16 protein-coding genes, 1 pseudogene and 1 riboswitch are annotated in these 16,230 nt (G+C 64.2%); of the genes and pseudogenes, 9 read left to right on the forward strand and 8 right to left on the reverse strand.

Going from position 1 to position 16,230, the window contains the following annotated elements:
- The coding region (locus A2J01_RS36240; protein WP_064111914.1) for a hypothetical protein at positions 1 to 1,345 on the forward strand (1,345 nt) is incomplete at its 5' end.
- On the opposite strand, the gene A2J01_RS03190 is transcribed toward A2J01_RS36240, so the two are convergent.
- A complete protein-coding gene (locus A2J01_RS03190) occupies positions 1,292 to 2,506 on the reverse strand; it encodes a glycosyltransferase family 4 protein (protein ID WP_064111916.1) in 1,215 nt (404 codons plus the stop codon). The genes A2J01_RS36240 and A2J01_RS03190 overlap by 54 nt on opposite strands.
- 173 nt (positions 2,507 to 2,679) lie before the next feature.
- Between A2J01_RS03190 and A2J01_RS03195 the strand changes: the two genes are divergently transcribed.
- The 5 genes from A2J01_RS03195 (at position 2,680) to A2J01_RS03215 (ending at position 8,290) form a co-directional block, all read left to right on the forward strand.
- Positions 2,680 to 3,450, forward strand: a complete 771-nt coding sequence (locus tag A2J01_RS03195) for a class I SAM-dependent methyltransferase (RefSeq protein ID WP_064111917.1) — start codon at positions 2,680 to 2,682, stop codon at positions 3,448 to 3,450.
- Positions 3,451 to 3,454: 4 nt separating this feature from the next.
- On the forward strand, positions 3,455 to 4,342 hold the full coding sequence (locus tag A2J01_RS03200) for an ROK family protein (protein WP_007734524.1): 888 nt from the start codon (positions 3,455 to 3,457) through the stop codon (positions 4,340 to 4,342).
- A gap of 139 nt (positions 4,343 to 4,481) precedes the next feature.
- Complete coding sequence (locus A2J01_RS03205; RefSeq protein ID WP_007734522.1) at positions 4,482 to 5,669, forward strand: phosphotransferase family protein; 1,188 nt, start codon at positions 4,482 to 4,484, stop codon at positions 5,667 to 5,669.
- 1 nt (position 5,670) lies between these two features.
- Positions 5,671 to 6,840: a hypothetical protein gene (locus A2J01_RS03210; RefSeq protein WP_064111919.1), complete on the forward strand. Its 1,170-nt coding sequence runs from the start codon at positions 5,671 to 5,673 to the stop codon at positions 6,838 to 6,840.
- Between the two features lie 4 nt (positions 6,841 to 6,844).
- A complete protein-coding gene (locus tag A2J01_RS03215) occupies positions 6,845 to 8,290 on the forward strand; it encodes an aldehyde dehydrogenase (protein WP_003945530.1) in 1,446 nt (481 codons plus the stop codon).
- Between the two features lie 330 nt (positions 8,291 to 8,620).
- Here A2J01_RS03215 and A2J01_RS03220 read toward each other — a convergent pair whose 3' ends face one another.
- The 5 genes from A2J01_RS03220 to A2J01_RS03240 all read right to left on the reverse strand — a co-directional run bounded on the left by A2J01_RS03220 (position 8,621) and on the right by A2J01_RS03240 (position 13,077).
- The gene (locus tag A2J01_RS03220; RefSeq protein ID WP_064111920.1) at positions 8,621 to 9,322 is read right to left on the reverse strand and encodes a (2Fe-2S) ferredoxin domain-containing protein; all 702 of its coding nucleotides are present in this window, start codon (positions 9,320 to 9,322) and stop codon (positions 8,621 to 8,623) included.
- Complete coding sequence (locus A2J01_RS03225; protein ID WP_042920259.1) at positions 9,319 to 10,380, reverse strand: ABC transporter substrate-binding protein; 1,062 nt, start codon at positions 10,378 to 10,380, stop codon at positions 9,319 to 9,321. Before A2J01_RS03225 ends, A2J01_RS03220 begins: the two co-directional genes overlap by 4 nt.
- A complete protein-coding gene (locus A2J01_RS03230; RefSeq protein ID WP_042920263.1) occupies positions 10,377 to 11,195 on the reverse strand; it encodes an ABC transporter ATP-binding protein in 819 nt (272 codons plus the stop codon). Before A2J01_RS03230 ends, A2J01_RS03225 begins: the two co-directional genes overlap by 4 nt.
- Entirely contained in the window at positions 11,192 to 12,199 is a 1,008-nt protein-coding gene (locus A2J01_RS03235) for a FecCD family ABC transporter permease (RefSeq protein ID WP_007734507.1), read from the reverse strand. Before A2J01_RS03235 ends, A2J01_RS03230 begins: the two co-directional genes overlap by 4 nt.
- Before the next feature lie 117 nt (positions 12,200 to 12,316).
- Positions 12,317 to 12,452: riboswitch (cobalamin riboswitch) on the reverse strand.
- Positions 12,453 to 12,468: 16 nt separating this feature from the next.
- The gene (locus tag A2J01_RS03240) at positions 12,469 to 13,077 is read right to left on the reverse strand and encodes a TetR/AcrR family transcriptional regulator (RefSeq protein WP_076948593.1); all 609 of its coding nucleotides are present in this window, start codon (positions 13,075 to 13,077) and stop codon (positions 12,469 to 12,471) included.
- A 52-nt stretch (positions 13,078 to 13,129) separates the two neighbouring features.
- On the opposite strand from A2J01_RS03240, the gene A2J01_RS03245 reads away from it, so the two are divergent.
- From A2J01_RS03245 to A2J01_RS03255, 3 genes are read left to right on the forward strand one after another with little or no spacing between them, the layout of a single operon-like run.
- Positions 13,130 to 14,068, forward strand: a complete 939-nt coding sequence (locus tag A2J01_RS03245; protein WP_007734503.1) for an alpha/beta hydrolase — start codon at positions 13,130 to 13,132, stop codon at positions 14,066 to 14,068.
- Between the two features lie 10 nt (positions 14,069 to 14,078).
- Positions 14,079 to 15,026, forward strand: coding sequence for a cation diffusion facilitator family transporter (locus A2J01_RS03250; RefSeq protein WP_003945700.1), 948 nt, complete (start codon positions 14,079 to 14,081; stop codon positions 15,024 to 15,026).
- 28 nt (positions 15,027 to 15,054) lie between these two features.
- The gene (locus A2J01_RS03255; RefSeq protein WP_064111923.1) at positions 15,055 to 15,357 is read left to right on the forward strand and encodes a hypothetical protein; all 303 of its coding nucleotides are present in this window, start codon (positions 15,055 to 15,057) and stop codon (positions 15,355 to 15,357) included.
- A gap of 58 nt (positions 15,358 to 15,415) precedes the next feature.
- On the opposite strand, the gene epsC is transcribed toward A2J01_RS03255, so the two are convergent.
- A complete protein-coding gene (gene epsC, locus A2J01_RS03260; RefSeq protein WP_064111925.1) occupies positions 15,416 to 15,994 on the reverse strand; it encodes a serine O-acetyltransferase EpsC in 579 nt (192 codons plus the stop codon).
- A gap of 5 nt (positions 15,995 to 15,999) precedes the next feature.
- Positions 16,000 to 16,230, reverse strand: a pseudogene (locus A2J01_RS03265) (cysteine synthase A); the annotation flags it as partial.

Raw genomic sequence — 16,230 nt, forward strand, 5'->3', positions numbered from 1 at the left:
TTGGAGCCTGCTGACCGGATATGCCGCACTGCCGTGGATCGTGTGTGCCGGAATCGGAGTTCGCCGAGCCACGCCCGGGTCCTGGTGGGCGTTGGCCGCGTCACTGGCATTCGCGGGCCTGACACCTACCGGCGCTCTGCTCGCTCTGACGGCCGCGCTGGTGGTGGTAGCCACCCCAGGAGGCCGAACCTCGGCCATGCGGCGTGTCTGCGGCACTATCGGGCTGTTCCTCGTCGCCGCCTCGCCGTGGTTGGTCGCCACCTTCGTATCCGGAGCAGCAGGCGACGGTTCCGATCCGGCGGGAGTTGCCGCCTTTGCCGCCCGAGCAGAACCGGGACTCGCGACGCTGGGCAGCCTCGCCGGTCTCGGCGGTATCTGGAACTCGGCAGCGGTACCGTCCACGCGCACAACACTCTTCGCATTGGTGGGAACGGTTCTTCTGCTCGTCGTCGTGTTCGCCGGTGTGCCCGCTCTGTGGCGCCGACGCCGGAATCCTGTTGTCGGTGGACTCGGACTACTGGCCCTGTTCGCGGTGCTGGCTCCGACCATGGGCGCTACCCCGTGGGGTCTCGACGCCGGCCGATGGTCGGTCGAGGTGTTCACCGGCGCCGGTCTACTGCGTGACGCGCAGAAGTGGGTCGCGCTGGCCGTCCCGTTCTACGCACTTGCTGCGGCCGCCGCGGTGATGTGGGCAGGCAATCGGTTCTCCCTCCCCCGCCCGGCATTCTCGGTTGCCGCCGTCGTGGTGACGATCGTGGCACTGCCGGATCTGGTGTGGGGTGTCGGCGGCGCGTTGAAGCCCGTGCACTATCCCGGGTCCTGGACCGTGGTGGCCGAGCAACTACGAGACGAAACCGGTGACGTTGCAGTGCTTCCCGCCGGGATGTTCCGCGCCTTCCCCTACAGCGGTGATGCGCCGGTACTCGATCCAGCACCACGCTTCCTGCCCCTCGACGTGCTGCAGACCGGCCAACTGGTGGTTGCCGGTGGTGCTGTCGGCGGCGAGGGGACTCGGGCAACTCGGGTCGAGGACCTACTGCTGGCCGGCGGAAGTCCTACGCAGTTGGCCGATCTCGGAGTCGGATGGGTACTGATCGAGCGCGGGACACCAGGTCAACTCGGCAACTCGGCAACCACGCTCGACGGCTTGGAACAGGTCTTCGCCGACAACGATCTCGCGCTATTCCGAGTACCGGGAGACATTGCCACGCAGGAAGCCTCGACCGGTGCCCGAACTGCCGTCATCGCTGCGCATCTCGCCTGGATACTGATGGGCGTGATCGCGCTGATCTCAGTCGGACTGAACCAGAACCGAATTCGACTCGCGAGGCGCGGCCAGTCCTGAGACCCACCGACCGTCCTTGTGCGCGGTCAGCACCTCGAGCACTCCGGTGCCGGTCTGCTCCCAGGAGAACTCACCGGACCACACCCGAGCTTTCTCACCGAGCACCATGCGAAGTTCGTGGTCGCGGAGCAGAGTGCCGGCAGCCTGCGTCAGATCGGCGATGTCGCCGTCGCCGGCATTCTCGCCCCCGACCAGAAGGCCCGTCACTCCGTCGACGATCGAGTCGGTCAGACCCTTCGAACTGCGGTAACCGATCGTCGGAACACCGTGCTGCGCAGCCTCGATGACCGCCAGGCCCCACCCTTCCTTCCGCGAAGGCATGAGGTGAATCCACGACTGCGCAAGGAGTTCATGTTTACGAGCCTCGTCGACGTGACCGTAGAACGAGACGGCGTCACCGATTCCCAACTCGGCGGCGCGATCGCGCAGGTTCTGCTCCCACCAACCACCACCGATGACGTCGAGATGGATGCCCGGAAGCGTCGGACGCAGGGCTGCGACGGCCTCGAGTGCGTCCTCGATCTGCTTGTGCGGCACCAGTCGTGAGAGTACCGAGATGGTGGGGCGCTCGGCCCTGGTGATCGATCCACCCGCGTCGACGCCGACGGGGAGCCGATCGGCACCGTTGCGCACCACGGCAATTCGTTCGCGCTCGACACCGAGGTCCACCAATTCTTCGGCCGAAGGAAGCGACACCGTCAGATACTGACTACGTCGATGGGTGCGCGGTGACAATCGCGATTCGACCCACCAGCCGATCCGGCCGACGAGCTTGCCTGCCACCGGCCATTGTTCACGATGGCAGTGATGGACCAGAAGCGTGACCGGCGCACCCGCCACGGTCTTCGAGAAGAAGGGGATGCCGTTCTGGGTGTCGATCACCGCGTCGGGGCGGATGCCCTTGAGCGATCCGAAACCCAGACGTCCGGCGGCAATGGCGGCCAGAGCGCGGGGGTACACGCTGAAACGTCCACCGGCCCGGCTGATCGTGATGCCGTCTCGAACCTCCGACGCGGGCGCCCCGGGATACGACGCCGTCCGCAGCGTCACCTTGATACCGCGCTCGGCCAACTGGGATCCGACCTGCTCGAGGTAACGCTCGCTTCCACCGCCCTGGGGATGCCCGGTATCGCGCCAGCAGAGCAACAGAACCTCGCGCACGTGCGTTACTCCCTGAGTTGGTCGGTGGCCACCCCGGTTCGGGCGATCCTGCGGGATGCCCCGCCTGACCGGCCGGTAACCCTGCCGAACACCCTAACTGTTCGAGCGTCCGTATTGCCGCGCTCCTGACGGTGTTCGTGGACCGGGCGACCCAGTGGCTAAAGTTGCTACCCGTGACCAAGCCCGCAGTGACCCGCATTTTCGGCCGACGGGCAACCCTGAAACGCTCGTTCGGCCTGCTCAGCGACTTCCGCCACGAGCAGTCCGCGCCCGACATCTTCTACGGCGCGCTTGCGCGCGACTCCGTCGAATTGATCTCGGACCTGCACGAAGGTCACACCGGACGATCCCTCGACGGTCTCACTGTCCTCGACGTGGGCGGCGGTCCGGGCTATTTCGCGGAGGTCTTTCAAGCCGCAGGTGCCCGCTACATTCCCGTCGAACCCGATCCGTCGGAGATGCACGCAGCAGGTCTGAAAGTGGGCGGCGCGGTGCGCGGATCCGGTTTGGCACTGCCGTTCCTGGACTCGTCCGTGGACATCTGCTTCTCCTCCAACGTGGCCGAACACGTCAGCGAGCCCTGGCTGATGGCCGAGGAAATGCTGCGCGTGACCAAGCCCGGCGGCTTGATGGTTCTCTCGTACACCCTGTGGTGGGGTCCGTTCGGCGGCCACGAAACCGGACCGTGGCACGCGCTGGGCGGCGAGTACGCAGCCAAGCGGTACCTACGCAAGACCGGACACGAACCGAAGAACAGATTCGGGGTCTCGTTGTTCAAAGTCGGCGCCACGGACGGCTTACGCTGGGCCCGTGGAACCAGCCAGGGCACGTTGCTCGCCGCGATCCCGCGCTACCACCCGTCGTGGGCGTGGTGGATGGTCCGAGTCCCCGGTCTGCGGGAGTTCCTGGTGAGCAACCTCGTCGTGGTTCTCGAAAAGCGATAGCGACATGCGCCTCGCAGTCGACATCGGTGGTACCAAGATGGCGGCCGGGGTCGTGTCCGAGGACGGCCGCGTTCCCGTGTTCGACAGCGTTCCGACGCCGCAGACCGACCCGTGGGGATCCTGTGCGGCGCTGCTCGAACGAGTCGCAGACGGCCGAGAGGTCGACGGTGTCGGCATCGCGTGCGCCGGGCCGGTGGACACCGTCGCCGGCGTCGTCGCTCCCATCAACATCACCGAGTGGGCACAGGGATTCGAGCTCGTAGCGGGCGTCCGCAGCGTCTTTCCCGATGCCGGAACCGCCCTCGCAATGGACGGAGCCGCAGCGGCATTGGCGGAGTTCCACCACGGCGCCGGACGCGGAACCCCGAACCTCCTGAGCCTGGTCGTCTCGACGGGAATCGGCGGAGGAATCGTTCTCGGCGGTGAGATTGCTCGGGGTCGCACGGGGAACGCCGGTCACATCGGCCACATCGTCGTTCCAGGATCTGCCGAACCGTGCAGCTGCGGGGGCGTCGGCTGCCTCGAGACGGTGGCAAGTGGACCGTCCGCGGTGCGATGGGCTCGTAGCCAGGGCTGGTCGGGGAACACCGGCCGTGAACTAGCCGAGGGTGCACGCAGCGGCGACGCGATCGCCGTGGACGCGCTTCACCGTGCAGGCACGGCGCTCGGTGGTGCCATCGCCTCGGCGGCTGCCCTCCTGGACGTGGACCTCGCGGTGATCGGCGGCGGTTTCGCCCAGTCGGGTACACCGCTGTGGGAACCGATGCTCGACGCGGCTGCCCGACATGCCCGTTTGTCGTTCGTCGCCGGGCTCCGGATCGTTCCCGCCGAGCTGGGTGGCGCCGGAACTCTGACCGGTGCGGGCTTGCTCGCGCTCACCGCCGTTATCTGACACGCGTTCTTCCCCGATAAATCCGCAGGGAGTCCCACTAAACGGGTGCCACCTGTTCCCAATTTCTGTAACGTGTTTTAGTGTTCTGACTCACACCGTTACGGGCATTGCACGTGACGCCTACGGGAAGGAGGTGACCGTGAGCCCAGACGCTTCCTCATCTGACGTTGCCTCGACTGCTTCTTCGACCGATGAAACCGAGCATCACGCCCAGGTCGCCCGACCAAGCGATTCCCTCCGCGACACCGAAGACCTCCGTGAGCGCCTGGAACGGTGGATGGCCGGCAAGGTGCCGAGCGGATCCACTGTGACCGTCGCCGACGTCACCTTGCCCGCAGCCAACGGCATGTCCAGCGAAACCATCCTCTTCGACGCCACCTGGGACGGCGAACATCATCCCTTGGTCGCTCGGGTGGCGCCGACGGAATCGACCATGCCGGTCTTTCCTGCCTACGACCTCGAATCCCAGTTCCGCACCATGGCTCAGGTGCGCGAGCACTCGGCAGTGCCCGTACCCGCGGTGTACTGGTCGGAATCCGACCCGGACGCGTTGGGTGCGCCGTTCTTCGTGATGGAACGCATCTCCGGCGACGTGCCACCGGACGTCATGCCGTACAACTTCGGATCGTGGGTCACCGAAGCGTCACCCGAGCAGCGAAAGACCCTGCAGCGCAGCTCGGTCGACGTCCTGGCTCAGTTGCATGCCATCGACAAACCTGGTGAGCGTTTCGACTTCCTCCGACTCCCGAATTCGGGAACGACTGCACGAGAAGCATTCACGGCGCACATCGCCGAGCAGCGCGCGTACTACGAGTGGGTGGTCTCCGACGGGATCAGATCACCGCTCATCGAACGTGCCCTCGACTGGATCGAGGAGAACAATCCCGCGGACGATTCTCCGGCCGTGCTCTGTTGGGGCGACTCGCGCATCGGCAACGTCATGTACCAGGACTTCGCGCCGGTAGCCGTACTGGACTGGGAAATGGCAACTCTCGGCCCACGAGAGATGGATCTGGGCTGGATGGCATTCCTGCACAGGTTCTTCGAGGACATCGCCGGACTGGCGAACCTACCCGGCCTTCCCGACTTCCTTCGACTGCCGGATCTCGCGCAGACCTACGCCGAGATCACCGGCCACACCCCACACGATCTGGAGTTCTACGTTACGTACGCTGCACTTCGCCAGGCGGTGATCATGTGGCGAATCCAGGCCCGTGCCATAGCTTTCGGCCAGTCACAGCGACCCGAAGACCCCGACGACATGATCATGCACCGCGCTTCGCTGGCCGCCATGCTGGACGGTACCTACTGGGAGAGGTTGGCCTGACATGCTCTCACCGATGGACGACTACCCCGTTCACCAGATCGCCGAACCGATCCGTCACGTAGCCACCTCGGATCGGAACTTCTACGACCGCTACTACTTCAACTGCTACCCCACCGAATCCCCCGACGTGTTCCTCATCGTCGGACTCGGCCAGTACCCCAACCTCGGCGTCATGGACGCCTTCGCGGTACTGCGCCGCGGTGACGACCACATCGTTGCTCGTATGTCGAAGGCTCTGGGCGCCAACCGCACCGACACCACCGTCGGACCTTTGCGCATCGAAGTGCTGGAAGGACTGCAGAAGCTCCGCGTCGTCCTCGAACCTGGCAGCGAATACGATCTCTCCTTCGACATCACCTTCGATGCCACCATCCCGGCGGCGCTCGAGCCCAAGCACTTTCGCCGTCAACTCGAACGAGTCACGTTCGACACCTCACGCTTCCTGCAGACCGGAACCTGGACCGGATCGCTCACAGTCGACGGGGAGGATTTCGCGATCGACCCGAAGACGTGGCGGGGGAACCGCGACCGCTCGTGGGGTGTGCGTCCGGTCGGTGAAGCCGAACCGCAAGGCAGACGCGCCGTCGACGGAATCCAGAACTTCTTCTGGATCTACGCGGTCATGCAGTTCGACGAGTTCACGATGTCGGTGATCATGCAGGAAGACGAGCAGGGCAGGCGCATCGTCGAAGAAGCCATGCGAGTGTGGCCGGACGAAGCCAGGGACAACGAATGGCTCGGCCGGCCCGAACACGAGCTGACGTTCTGCCCCGACACCCGCGACGTCACCGGGGCGAGAGTCACCTTCCACCGGCCGGGCGGTGAAGTCCTGACCGTCACCTGCGAACTGTTGCTGGCCAACTACATCGGAATCGGCACCGGCTACGGGCTCGAACAGGACTGGCGTCACGGAATGTGGCAGGGCGAACTCGTCGTACAGGGACTGCGTCACAAGGTCCACGAGATCGAACCGTTCCAACGCATGTTCTCCCCCGTCGACAATCTCGCGTCCTTCACTCTCACCGAAGGCACGAACACCAACACCGGCACCGGTCTTTTCGAGGTAGCCGCCATCGGACCGCACGAGAAATACGGATTCACCAGTTTCACCGACACCGCACAGGCAGACGACGCGTATGCCCTCGCGGCGACCGACAACACCGAGGAATGAATTGATGACTGACTACGACAAGCTCTACATCGGTGGAGCATGGGTGGCCCCGGCCACCGACCAGGTACTCGAAGTGTTCTCTCCCGCAACGGAGGAGCGCGTCGGCAGCTGTCCCATCGCAGCACCGGCAGACATCGACGCGGCCGTGTCCGCAGCCCGCGCGGCGTTCGAGGGACCGTGGTCACGCACCACCCCCGCCGAGCGCGGCGCGATCCTCGCCAAGGCCGCCAAGCTGATCGAAGAGCGCAGCGCGGAGATCAACCAGCTCATCTCCAACGAGATGGGCCAGCCGCCCGCCATGGTCGGCATGATGCAGCAGACCCCGTCGATGGCGACGCTGGGCTACTACGCCGAGCTGGCCGACAAGTTCGCGTGGGAAGAGAAGCGCACCGGCGCATTCGGGCAGACCAAGGTGACCCGTGAGCCCGTCGGCGTCGTCGCCGCCGTGCTGGCCTGGAACGTCCCGCTGTTCCTGGCGATCAACAAGCTGGCCCCCGCACTGCTCGCCGGCTGCACCGTACTGCTCAAGCCCGCACCCGAATCCCCTCTCTCCGTCCACGTGATCGCCGAGATCTTCACCGAGGCAGGCGTTCCCGAAGGCGTCATCTCCGTGCTCCCCGGCGGAGCCGAGACCGGCGAATACCTGGTCTCTCATGCGGGCATCGACAAGATCACGTTCACCGGATCCAGTGCTGTCGGCCGCAAGATCGGTGCCATCGCCGCGCAGAACCTCAAGCGCTGCTCCCTCGAACTGGGTGGCAAGTCCGCCGCGATCATCCTCGAGGACGCCGACATCGCCGCCGGAATGCCGATGCTCGTCATGTCCGGCCTGATGAACACCGGTCAGGCCTGTGTCGCTCAGACCCGAATCCTCGCTCCCCGTTCGCGTTACGACGAGGTCATCGAAGGAATGAAGACCGCCGCAGGCTTCATGACCGTCGGCGATCCGTCCGATCCCGCAGCACAACTCGGCCCGCTGATCTCCGAGAAGCAGCGCGAGCGCGTCGAGGGTTACATCGCCAAGGGTAAGGAAGAAGGCGCGCGCGTCGTACTCGGTGGTGGACGCCCCGCCGGCCTGGACAAGGGCTGGTACGTCGAGCCGACGATCTTCGCCGACGTGGACAACTCGATGACCATCGCACGCGAGGAGATCTTCGGACCCGTTCTCTCGGTGATCCCGTACGACTCCGAGGACGAGGCCATCAAGATCGCCAACGATTCGGATTACGGCCTCGCCGGATCGGTGTGGACCACCGACATCGATCACGGACTCGAAGTGGCCGCGCAGATCCGCACGGGTACCTACGCGATCAACTGGTACGCCTTCGATCCCGGATCGCCGTTCGGTGGTTACAAGAACTCCGGCATCGGGCGGGAGAACGGACCTGAGGGCCTCGAAGCCTTCTGCGAGACCAAGTCCGTACTCATGCCGCCCGGCTACGTGGGCTGACCCACCCGGGAGTTGGCACCCTTTGCTGACAGTTGGCACCCGTTCCGACCTGCCGGAACGGGTGCCAGCCCCATGAAATGGGTGCCAACTCCCAGCGAATCCACAGATCCACCCGGTACCGTCGAAAACGAATCAGTCATCTCACAAAGGACATTCATATGCTCACCAACGCCATCAACGCTTTCCTCGCACTCTGGGGCAGCGCCTCCGTCGGCAGCAGTGGATACCAGATCCCGCCGGGAACCCTTCCCTTCGGTTCCTGAGACAGGACAACAGAACCCGCTGAGCGCACTTCGCGCTCAGCGGGTTCTCTGTTTCGCCGACCTGTATCTACCGGTCCAGAACGTGATCCTCCAATTGATTCTCCTGACCTGCGACCAATGCTTCAGCGTCACCGGCGTCCACGTGCCCGAACCAGGTACCGCCGGGGTTCGCGATCACCAACGGCCCCAGGTTGCACGGGCTCAGACAACCGGTTCCGGTCACCTTCGACGAGGTACCTTTGGCCGCCGCGCTCATCGCCCGGTGCAACGGTCCTGCTCCGTACGCCATACAGCGAGGGCCCTTGCACACCAACAGATGCCTATCGTGCTGCTCGATCACGGACCACGCCGGACTGCGATACGACGCCGGACTCGCGGTGATCGGCTTTCCCGCCGAGTCGAGTTCGTCGATCACCTGCCCGGCCACCGCACCTTCGAGCGTTTCCGTTTCATGGAGCGTCACTTCCAGTTCGGCGTCGATCCGGGTTTCGCGCCAGTTCGCAACCGCCTTGCTGGTCCACGTGAGCAGGTACCGATCCCTCGGCACCGCAACTGGAATCAACACGACCTTGTCGACGTCATCGACATGGGCTCGATCGAGTTCCTCGTGAAGGCTCGGCGAGGAGACATCGAGGTACGCAACGCGAACGTCGGCGTCGGTGCCGGCCCGAACAGCGTCGAGCATCCGTCGCGCAGCCGACTCGTCCAGGCCGCTGACAGTCGGCCGTAAGACGACAATCACCCGACGCGAGCACCGGTTGTTGCTCATGCCGACGGCGCGGTTGTCCAGTCGATGCTGCTCGACGGAGCCAGCCCGAACTCTTCGATCTTCGCGCGCAACTGTTCCGCGCCGTAGATATTGGGGAACCCACTGGTGAACATGGCGAGCGGGAGTACGACGAAACGGTTCTGCTTGACTGCGTCGAGGTCACGCAGGCCTTCTCGGCTCTTGATCGCGTCGATCTTGCCCTGTACTTCGTCGGCACTCTTCTTGTAGTCCATGATCACGATGATGTCGGGTTCTGACTTCGCGACGGTCTCCCAGCTCGCTTTGAACCAGGTGTTGTCGACGTCGGCGAACACATTGGTTCCCCCGGCGACGTCGATGATTCCGTTGGGGGCTCCGTTGCCTCCGCTGGTGTACAGATCTTCTTCACCGCTGTCGTAGATCAGCACCTTCGGCTTGTCGGCGGCATCTGGCGCGGACTCCAGACGTGCCAAACGTGAATCCAATTCGGTCAATGCCTCGGCGGCGGTGTCCTCGGTTCCGAACAGCTTTCCGTAATTGGTCACGTCCGCACGAAGGGCATCCCACGGACCCATCGTGCCGAGCGCGGAATCCGCTGCGGCACTCTGCCGACAACTATCGGAGATCACATATGCATCGATGTTGTTGCTCTGCAGCGATTCCGGCGTCACACCGGAGGCGCCCTTGAACAAGCCACTGTAGGAGCCGACCACCAGGTCCGCCTGCTTACCCAGAATCGTCTCCATCGTGATCGTTCCGTCCAGGTGTGGGACGTCCGCAATTCCAGGGCCGAACATCGACTCCATGACCGCGTCGTTGTTCGTGTTCAACACGACGGCCGCGAGACGATCCAAACCGCCGACTCGGAGAATGGTGCCGATATTGGCCGCATTGCTTGTCGCAACGACGTTCTCGATCGGAAGCTGGAAAGTGCTTTCGGTCCCGCAGTTCTCCAATGTCACCGAAGTCTTGTCTGCAGCTTCGTCCACCGGTGCAGTTGCCGAGCAGCCGGCAACTGTCAACAACGCTGTCGCGGCTACAACCGCACCGAACGACGCTCGAGTCTTGACCTGTATCAAAGTGCACTCTCCGAAAATGATTGTTGTAGTTGAGAATTTCGTGATTCGAATACGAGGTGTGAACGGCCTGTCGCGGGGTTCACGAGCTCGAAAGTCTCGACGCCGAAGACAGTTGCCACCACCGAGGTGGTGAGTACGTCGGATGGATGTCCGAACGCCCTGGCCACTCCATCCGCGAGCACGAGCACCCGATCGCACACTGCCGCAGCCAAATCGAGGTCGTGCAGTGCCATGATCACCGTCCGGTCCAACGACCGGACCAGATCGAGCAGTTCGAGTTGATGCCGGATGTCGAGATGATTGGTCGGCTCGTCGAGGATGAGCACACCGGCGTCCTGCGCGAGACCTCGGGCGAGAAACACCCGCCGGCGCTCACCGCCGGAAAGCGTGTCCATCGAAGAGAACCGGTGCTCGATCATTCCGACCTCGCCCAGAGCACGATCGACGACGGCATTCTCGTGCTTTCCACCGACGCTCCAGGGCTTTGCATGTGGCGTGCGGCCCAGACTCACGTACTCGTGAACCAACAAATCGGCGGGACTCTGCTCTTCCTGCGCCACAAAGGAAATGGCTTTGGCCCTCGACCGCGCGGACATCGCGTGCACGGAGTCGCCGCCGACACGAATGTCACCGCCGGCGATCGGCCCGAGACCGGCGAGAGCACGCAAGAACGTCGACTTGCCCGATCCGTTCGGACCGACGACGCCGACTACTGCACCGGCGTCGGCCGCGATGTCGACGCCTTTGACGATGGTTCGACGGTCGATGCGGACAACGACTCCGGACGCGGTCAGCGCCAGGGCTCGGGCGCTCACGAACTGCCACCGAATCGGTAGCGCCGACGGCCGAGAAGCAGGAGAAACAGCGGTGCACCGATCACCCCGGTCACCACGCTCAGCGGGATCTCGGTCGGCCGCAACGAGGTCCGCGCCACGACGTCGACCCACACCAGGAACGACGCGCCGATCAGTGCTGCCGCCGGCAACACCACTCGATGTCTGGCTCCGACAAGCATGCGTGTGACGTGCGGTATGACCAGGCCTACGAAGGCGATCGCGCCGGACACCGCAACCATCGTGCCGACCAACGCTGCCAGCACGCCGAACAGCACGTTTCGCAGGGTTCGGATGGGAATACCGAGCGAAGCCGCGACGTCCGGCCCGGCCGCCAGCGCGTCCAGCCAACCGTGCAGGGCGAACACCGCTGCCGTCAGCAGGAACACAACGATGACCGGCGCCCACAACTTGTCCCAGGATGCCCCGGCCAAACTTCCCAGGAGCCAGAACAATACGGACTGCGCGGCCTGGGAATCATTGGTACGCAGCACCAGAAAACTCGCGATCGCCGACAGGGCGGATGCGGTAACGGTGCCGGTCAGAACCAATCGCAGTGGAGTGATACCGCCTTGCAGCGTCGCGATGGTGAAGACGAGAATCGCAGCTCCCAAGGCCCCGATCATCGCGCCGAAACTGAGCGCCCACACTCCCGCGCCGGCGAACAGTCCGGTGGTGATGACGGCGGTGGCACCGACACTCGCGCCGGACGACACTCCCAGCAGGTGGGGATCGGCAAGAGCGTTACGGACGAGGGTTTGCACCACCGCGCCGGCGACGGCAAGACCAGCGCCGACGGCCAGACCGAGCAGTACCCGAGGTGCTCTGATCCCCCACACGATCGCAAGTTCGGAACGCGTGACGGGTGGGCCTCCAAAGCGCGAGTGCACCACGTCCACCACAGTGGACACGGGGAGCATCTCGGATCCGAATGCCAACGCGCACACAGCAGAGAGCACGGCGACGACCAGCAGAGCGGGCAGCACGATACCCGGACTGAGCCGTCCTCGAGGCGCACCAGCCTTCGGCGAAGGCAGGTGGGTAGGTGGAGACAGAGCTCCGCCAACAGCATTCATGGTGTGACCGATCCATCCTCGTGGCATGACACAACGTCAACGAGGGTGGTATCTGGCTACGGTCGACGCATGGACGACCTCACAGTGGCGGGACCGCGCCGGAATTGCACCGACTTCCCATTACCTCGATGATGACGTCAGAACCATAACGGACTGTGGTCACCATTCTCGACACCGGATCAAGGTTGCGACCCGATCATCGATCTCGCGTGCCGTACGACGGCTTCCGTTCGCACTCGAAGTTCTTCGGGTGAATCCGATTCCAGCACAACCCGATGCACCTGACTGTCCACGGCAGTCACGGTCAGCCGCGACGTCAACAACGCATCCTCCGCACTGAAACCGTAGCTCTGCAAGTAATCCGAAAAACCCAGTACCAGTTGACGATTCATTCCTTCGACCTGCTCGATGAGCTCACGCGTACGCGGAACCTGATCGTAGAGCAGGTGAAAGAACTCTCGCGGCTTACTGTTCACTTCGACCGCGCACTCCACCAACATCCGGACGGCCTCCTCCGGGGTGAGCTCACGCTCGACGATGTCGGCAAGGCAGAGCGCAAAACTCTCCCGCGCAGCACTCACGTGACGGTTCGCCAACTCCGAGAGGATCTCGTACTTGTCGCCGAAATACTGGTAGAGCGAGCCCACCGACACCCCTGCTTCGTCAGCGATCCGGTTGGTGGTCGCTGCCATGGCTTCCGAAGCGAAAACGCGAGTAGCTGCCTCCAGGATCGCGTCGTAGGTAGCCCTCGAGCGCTGCTGGGAGGGCCTTTTCCGCCGAGTCGACACGGTCCTCCGATGCGAGTTGTCAGCCGCGACGCCGATACCGAGAATTGTGTAGGTGACCAGCGCCGATTACTCGAAGTTTATGCCCGACCGGTACACCGACCACATGCCGGCGCCGACCCCGACGTGGTGGGAGTGGAACGGCAACACCGTCCACGTCGCACGGGCCGTGGTTCCAGACGCGCCGGTTCGTGTTCTCGGCATCCACGGCGCCGGCGGCTACTCGGGCGCGTTGTGGCCGTTCGCCGGGATCGGCGTGAAACTCGGAGCCGAAGTCCTCTTCCCTGACCTTCCGCTGTACGGCGACACCGTCGTAGCCGATCCCGCCGGCGTCCGGTACGAGCAGTGGGTCGATCTCCTCTGCGATCTCGTCCGGGCCGAGAAGGCAGCCGACGATCGGCCGCTGGTGTTGTTGGGAGCCAGCATCGGCGGTCTGCTGGCCTACGAGGTAGCCGCGCGGACCGGTCTGGCCGACGCCGTCGTCGCTACCTGCCTGCTCGATCCCTCGGATCCATCGGCCAGAGCTGCCGCGGCGCGGTTCGGCCCGATGGGTGTCTACGGCGCTCCCCTGATGCGGCGCACCGAACGACTGGTGGGCCGTATCCGCGTGCCCATCCGTTGGGTCGCCGACGTGGCGAACATGAGCAGCAATCGGGAGCTCGCAACGCTGTGCGCAACCGATCCGCGCGGTGGCGGTGTTCGGGTGCCACTCGGATTCCTCAGCAGCTACTTCTCGTTCGAGCACACCGCACCCGAAGCATTTCGGACGACGCCCGTTCTGCTCACCCACCCGGCCGACGACCGATGGACGCCACCCGAACTGAGCCTGCAGTTCCTCCGCCGCATCAACGCACCCACCGAATTCGTGATGCTGGACGGGTGCGGGCACTTTCCCGTCGAAGAGCCGGGCCTGACGCAGTTCCACGACGCCGTCGCCACACTGCTGCACTCCGTCGCCGAGCGTCACCGCACGAAACCGTCGTCACCCGCCTAGCCTGAGAATCGTGAGCACCGAAACGGAAGCATCGGCCGACGAGAGCACCACGACGGTCGTACTGGCGTTTGCGGCGAACGCGCTGATCGCCGGTGCCAAGACGGCGGCCGCCATCGTCACCGGATCTGCATCGATGGTCGCAGAGGCCACCCACTCCTGGGCCGATACCGGCAACGAAGTGCTGCTGCTGATCGCGAACCGTCGCTCGAAAAGGGTTCCCGACCGAGACCAGCCACTCGGCTACGGCCGGGAGGCATACATCTGGTCGATGTTCGCCGCTCTCGGACTGTTTGCACTCGGCGCGGGTGTCTCGATCACTCATGGCATCCAGGAACTGTTCCATTCCGAACCGGCGTCCGACTTCGGTGTCGCCTACGCCGTCCTCGGCGTCTCGTTCATCCTCGAAGGCATCTCGTTCCGGCAGGCGTACAAACAACTCCGAAACGAAGCGTCCGCCGTGAACCGCGACGTCATGACCCAGGCACTCAACACATCCGACCCGACGACTCGGGCCGTGTTCGCCGAAGATGCTGCGGCACTTATCGGTCTGGTCATCGCGTTCGTCGGTGTTCTGTTGCACCAGGTCACCGGTTCACCCATCCCCGACGCCCTCGGCTCCATCTTCGTCGGCATCCTCCTCGGGGTCATCGCAATCATCCTGATCGATCGGAACCGCCGATTCCTGGTCGGCGAAGAGGCCTCGCCGACGCTGCGGGCAGCAGCCGTCGAAGCTCTCACCCAACTACCCGAAATCAACCGAATCACGTTCCTACGCATGGAATACCTCGGGCCACGGCAGGTGTACCTGGTGGCCAGCGTCGACCTGGTCGGTGACTACGCGGAATCCCGAGTTGCCCACACGTTGCGCGAACTCGAGCGCTCACTCGAGCAGAGCCCACGTGTCGTGCGGGCGATCCTGACCCTCTCGACGCCCGAAGAACCGTCGATCGCAGTCTGAATTTCCGGCCGGGCGATAGGCTCGTCCGATGCGCGCACTGATCGTGATTCTGGCGGTTCTGGGATTTGCAGTCGGGGGAATTCCCCTGGTGGGCAGTCTGATCGACGTGATGACCAGTCCTGACGAAACCATCGTCTATCAGGGTTCCTACGTACCGTTCCGGGACGTGCAGATGGCTCGGGACTACGAGTCGACGATAGCCACCGCCTACGAACCCCTGGACGGACCGCGCTGGTTCGTCCTGGCCTGCTATCCCTTGATCGGAGCAGCATTGGGCGCTGCGACGGCCGTCGTACTGGGACGTCGCGGGTGGCACTTGACGCGAGCCTGAACAGACGCCGATGGCCACCCGCCGTCTACACGAGGGTGGCCATCGAAGAAGGAGCGCTTCAGATGTACATCGCAGGATCGATGTAGCTGTTCGGGTCCACCAGTTTTTCCTTGGTGGTCCGTGGCCGCGCCACCGCCGGGATACCCGTCGCGATGGATTCGGCCGGAACATCTCTGGTGACAACGGCATTAGCGCCGATAGCGCTACCTTCACCGATGACGACAGGTCCGAGGATCTTGGCACCAGCGCCGACGGTGACCCGGTCTCCCAGCGTCGGGTGACGCTTGACCTGCTCGAGCGAGCGAACACCGAGAGTGACGCCGGGATAGAGCATCACGTCGTTACCGACCTCGGCCGTCTCCCCGATCACGACGCCCATGCCGTGATCGATGAAAAACCGCCGGCCGATGGTGGCACCGGGATGAATCTCGATGCCGGTGACGAAGCGTGTCAGCTGCGAGAGCACTCGCGCCGGGCCGCGTAGCGCAGGGACGGCCCACATGCGATGCGCAACCCGATGTGCCCAAATGGCATGCAGCCCTGAATAAACGAGCGCGTTCTCCACATTGCTGCGCGCGGCAGGATCCTGACCGCGCGCAGCCTGCAGGTCCTCGCGAATTGTCCCGAGGATACTCACAAGTCTCAGTCCCGGATGTGTTCGAACAGCGGGGTGGAGATGTAACGCTCGCCGAAGTCGCACACGACAGCCACGATCAGCTTGCCGGCGTTTTGCGGACGCTTCGCCAACTCGAGTGCTGCCCAGACGATGGCGCCGGACGAGATGCCGCCCAGGATGCCTTCCTTGGTACCGAGTGCGCGAGCGACCTCGATGGAATCGGGGAACGAGACGTCGATGATCTCGTCGTAGATCTC

It is taken from the genome of Rhodococcus sp. EPR-134 (genome assembly GCF_001647205.1).
Lineage (GTDB): Bacteria > Actinomycetota > Actinomycetes > Mycobacteriales > Mycobacteriaceae > Rhodococcus_F > Rhodococcus_F qingshengii.

Excerpts from the sequence above, each read along its gene's own strand:
- A2J01_RS03200 (WP_007734524.1), top strand. The coding sequence starts at position 3,455 with ATGCGCCTCGCAGTCGACATCGGTGGTACCAAGATGGCGGCCGGGGTC.
- A2J01_RS03210 (WP_064111919.1), top strand. The coding sequence starts at position 5,671 with ATGCTCTCACCGATGGACGACTACCCCGTTCACCAGATCGCCGAACCG.
- A2J01_RS03215 (WP_003945530.1), top strand. The coding sequence starts at position 6,845 with ATGACTGACTACGACAAGCTCTACATCGGTGGAGCATGGGTGGCCCCG.
- A2J01_RS03220 (WP_064111920.1), bottom strand. The coding sequence starts at position 9,322 with ATGAGCAACAACCGGTGCTCGCGTCGGGTGATTGTCGTCTTACGGCCG.
- A2J01_RS03255 (WP_064111923.1), top strand. The coding sequence starts at position 15,055 with ATGCGCGCACTGATCGTGATTCTGGCGGTTCTGGGATTTGCAGTCGGG.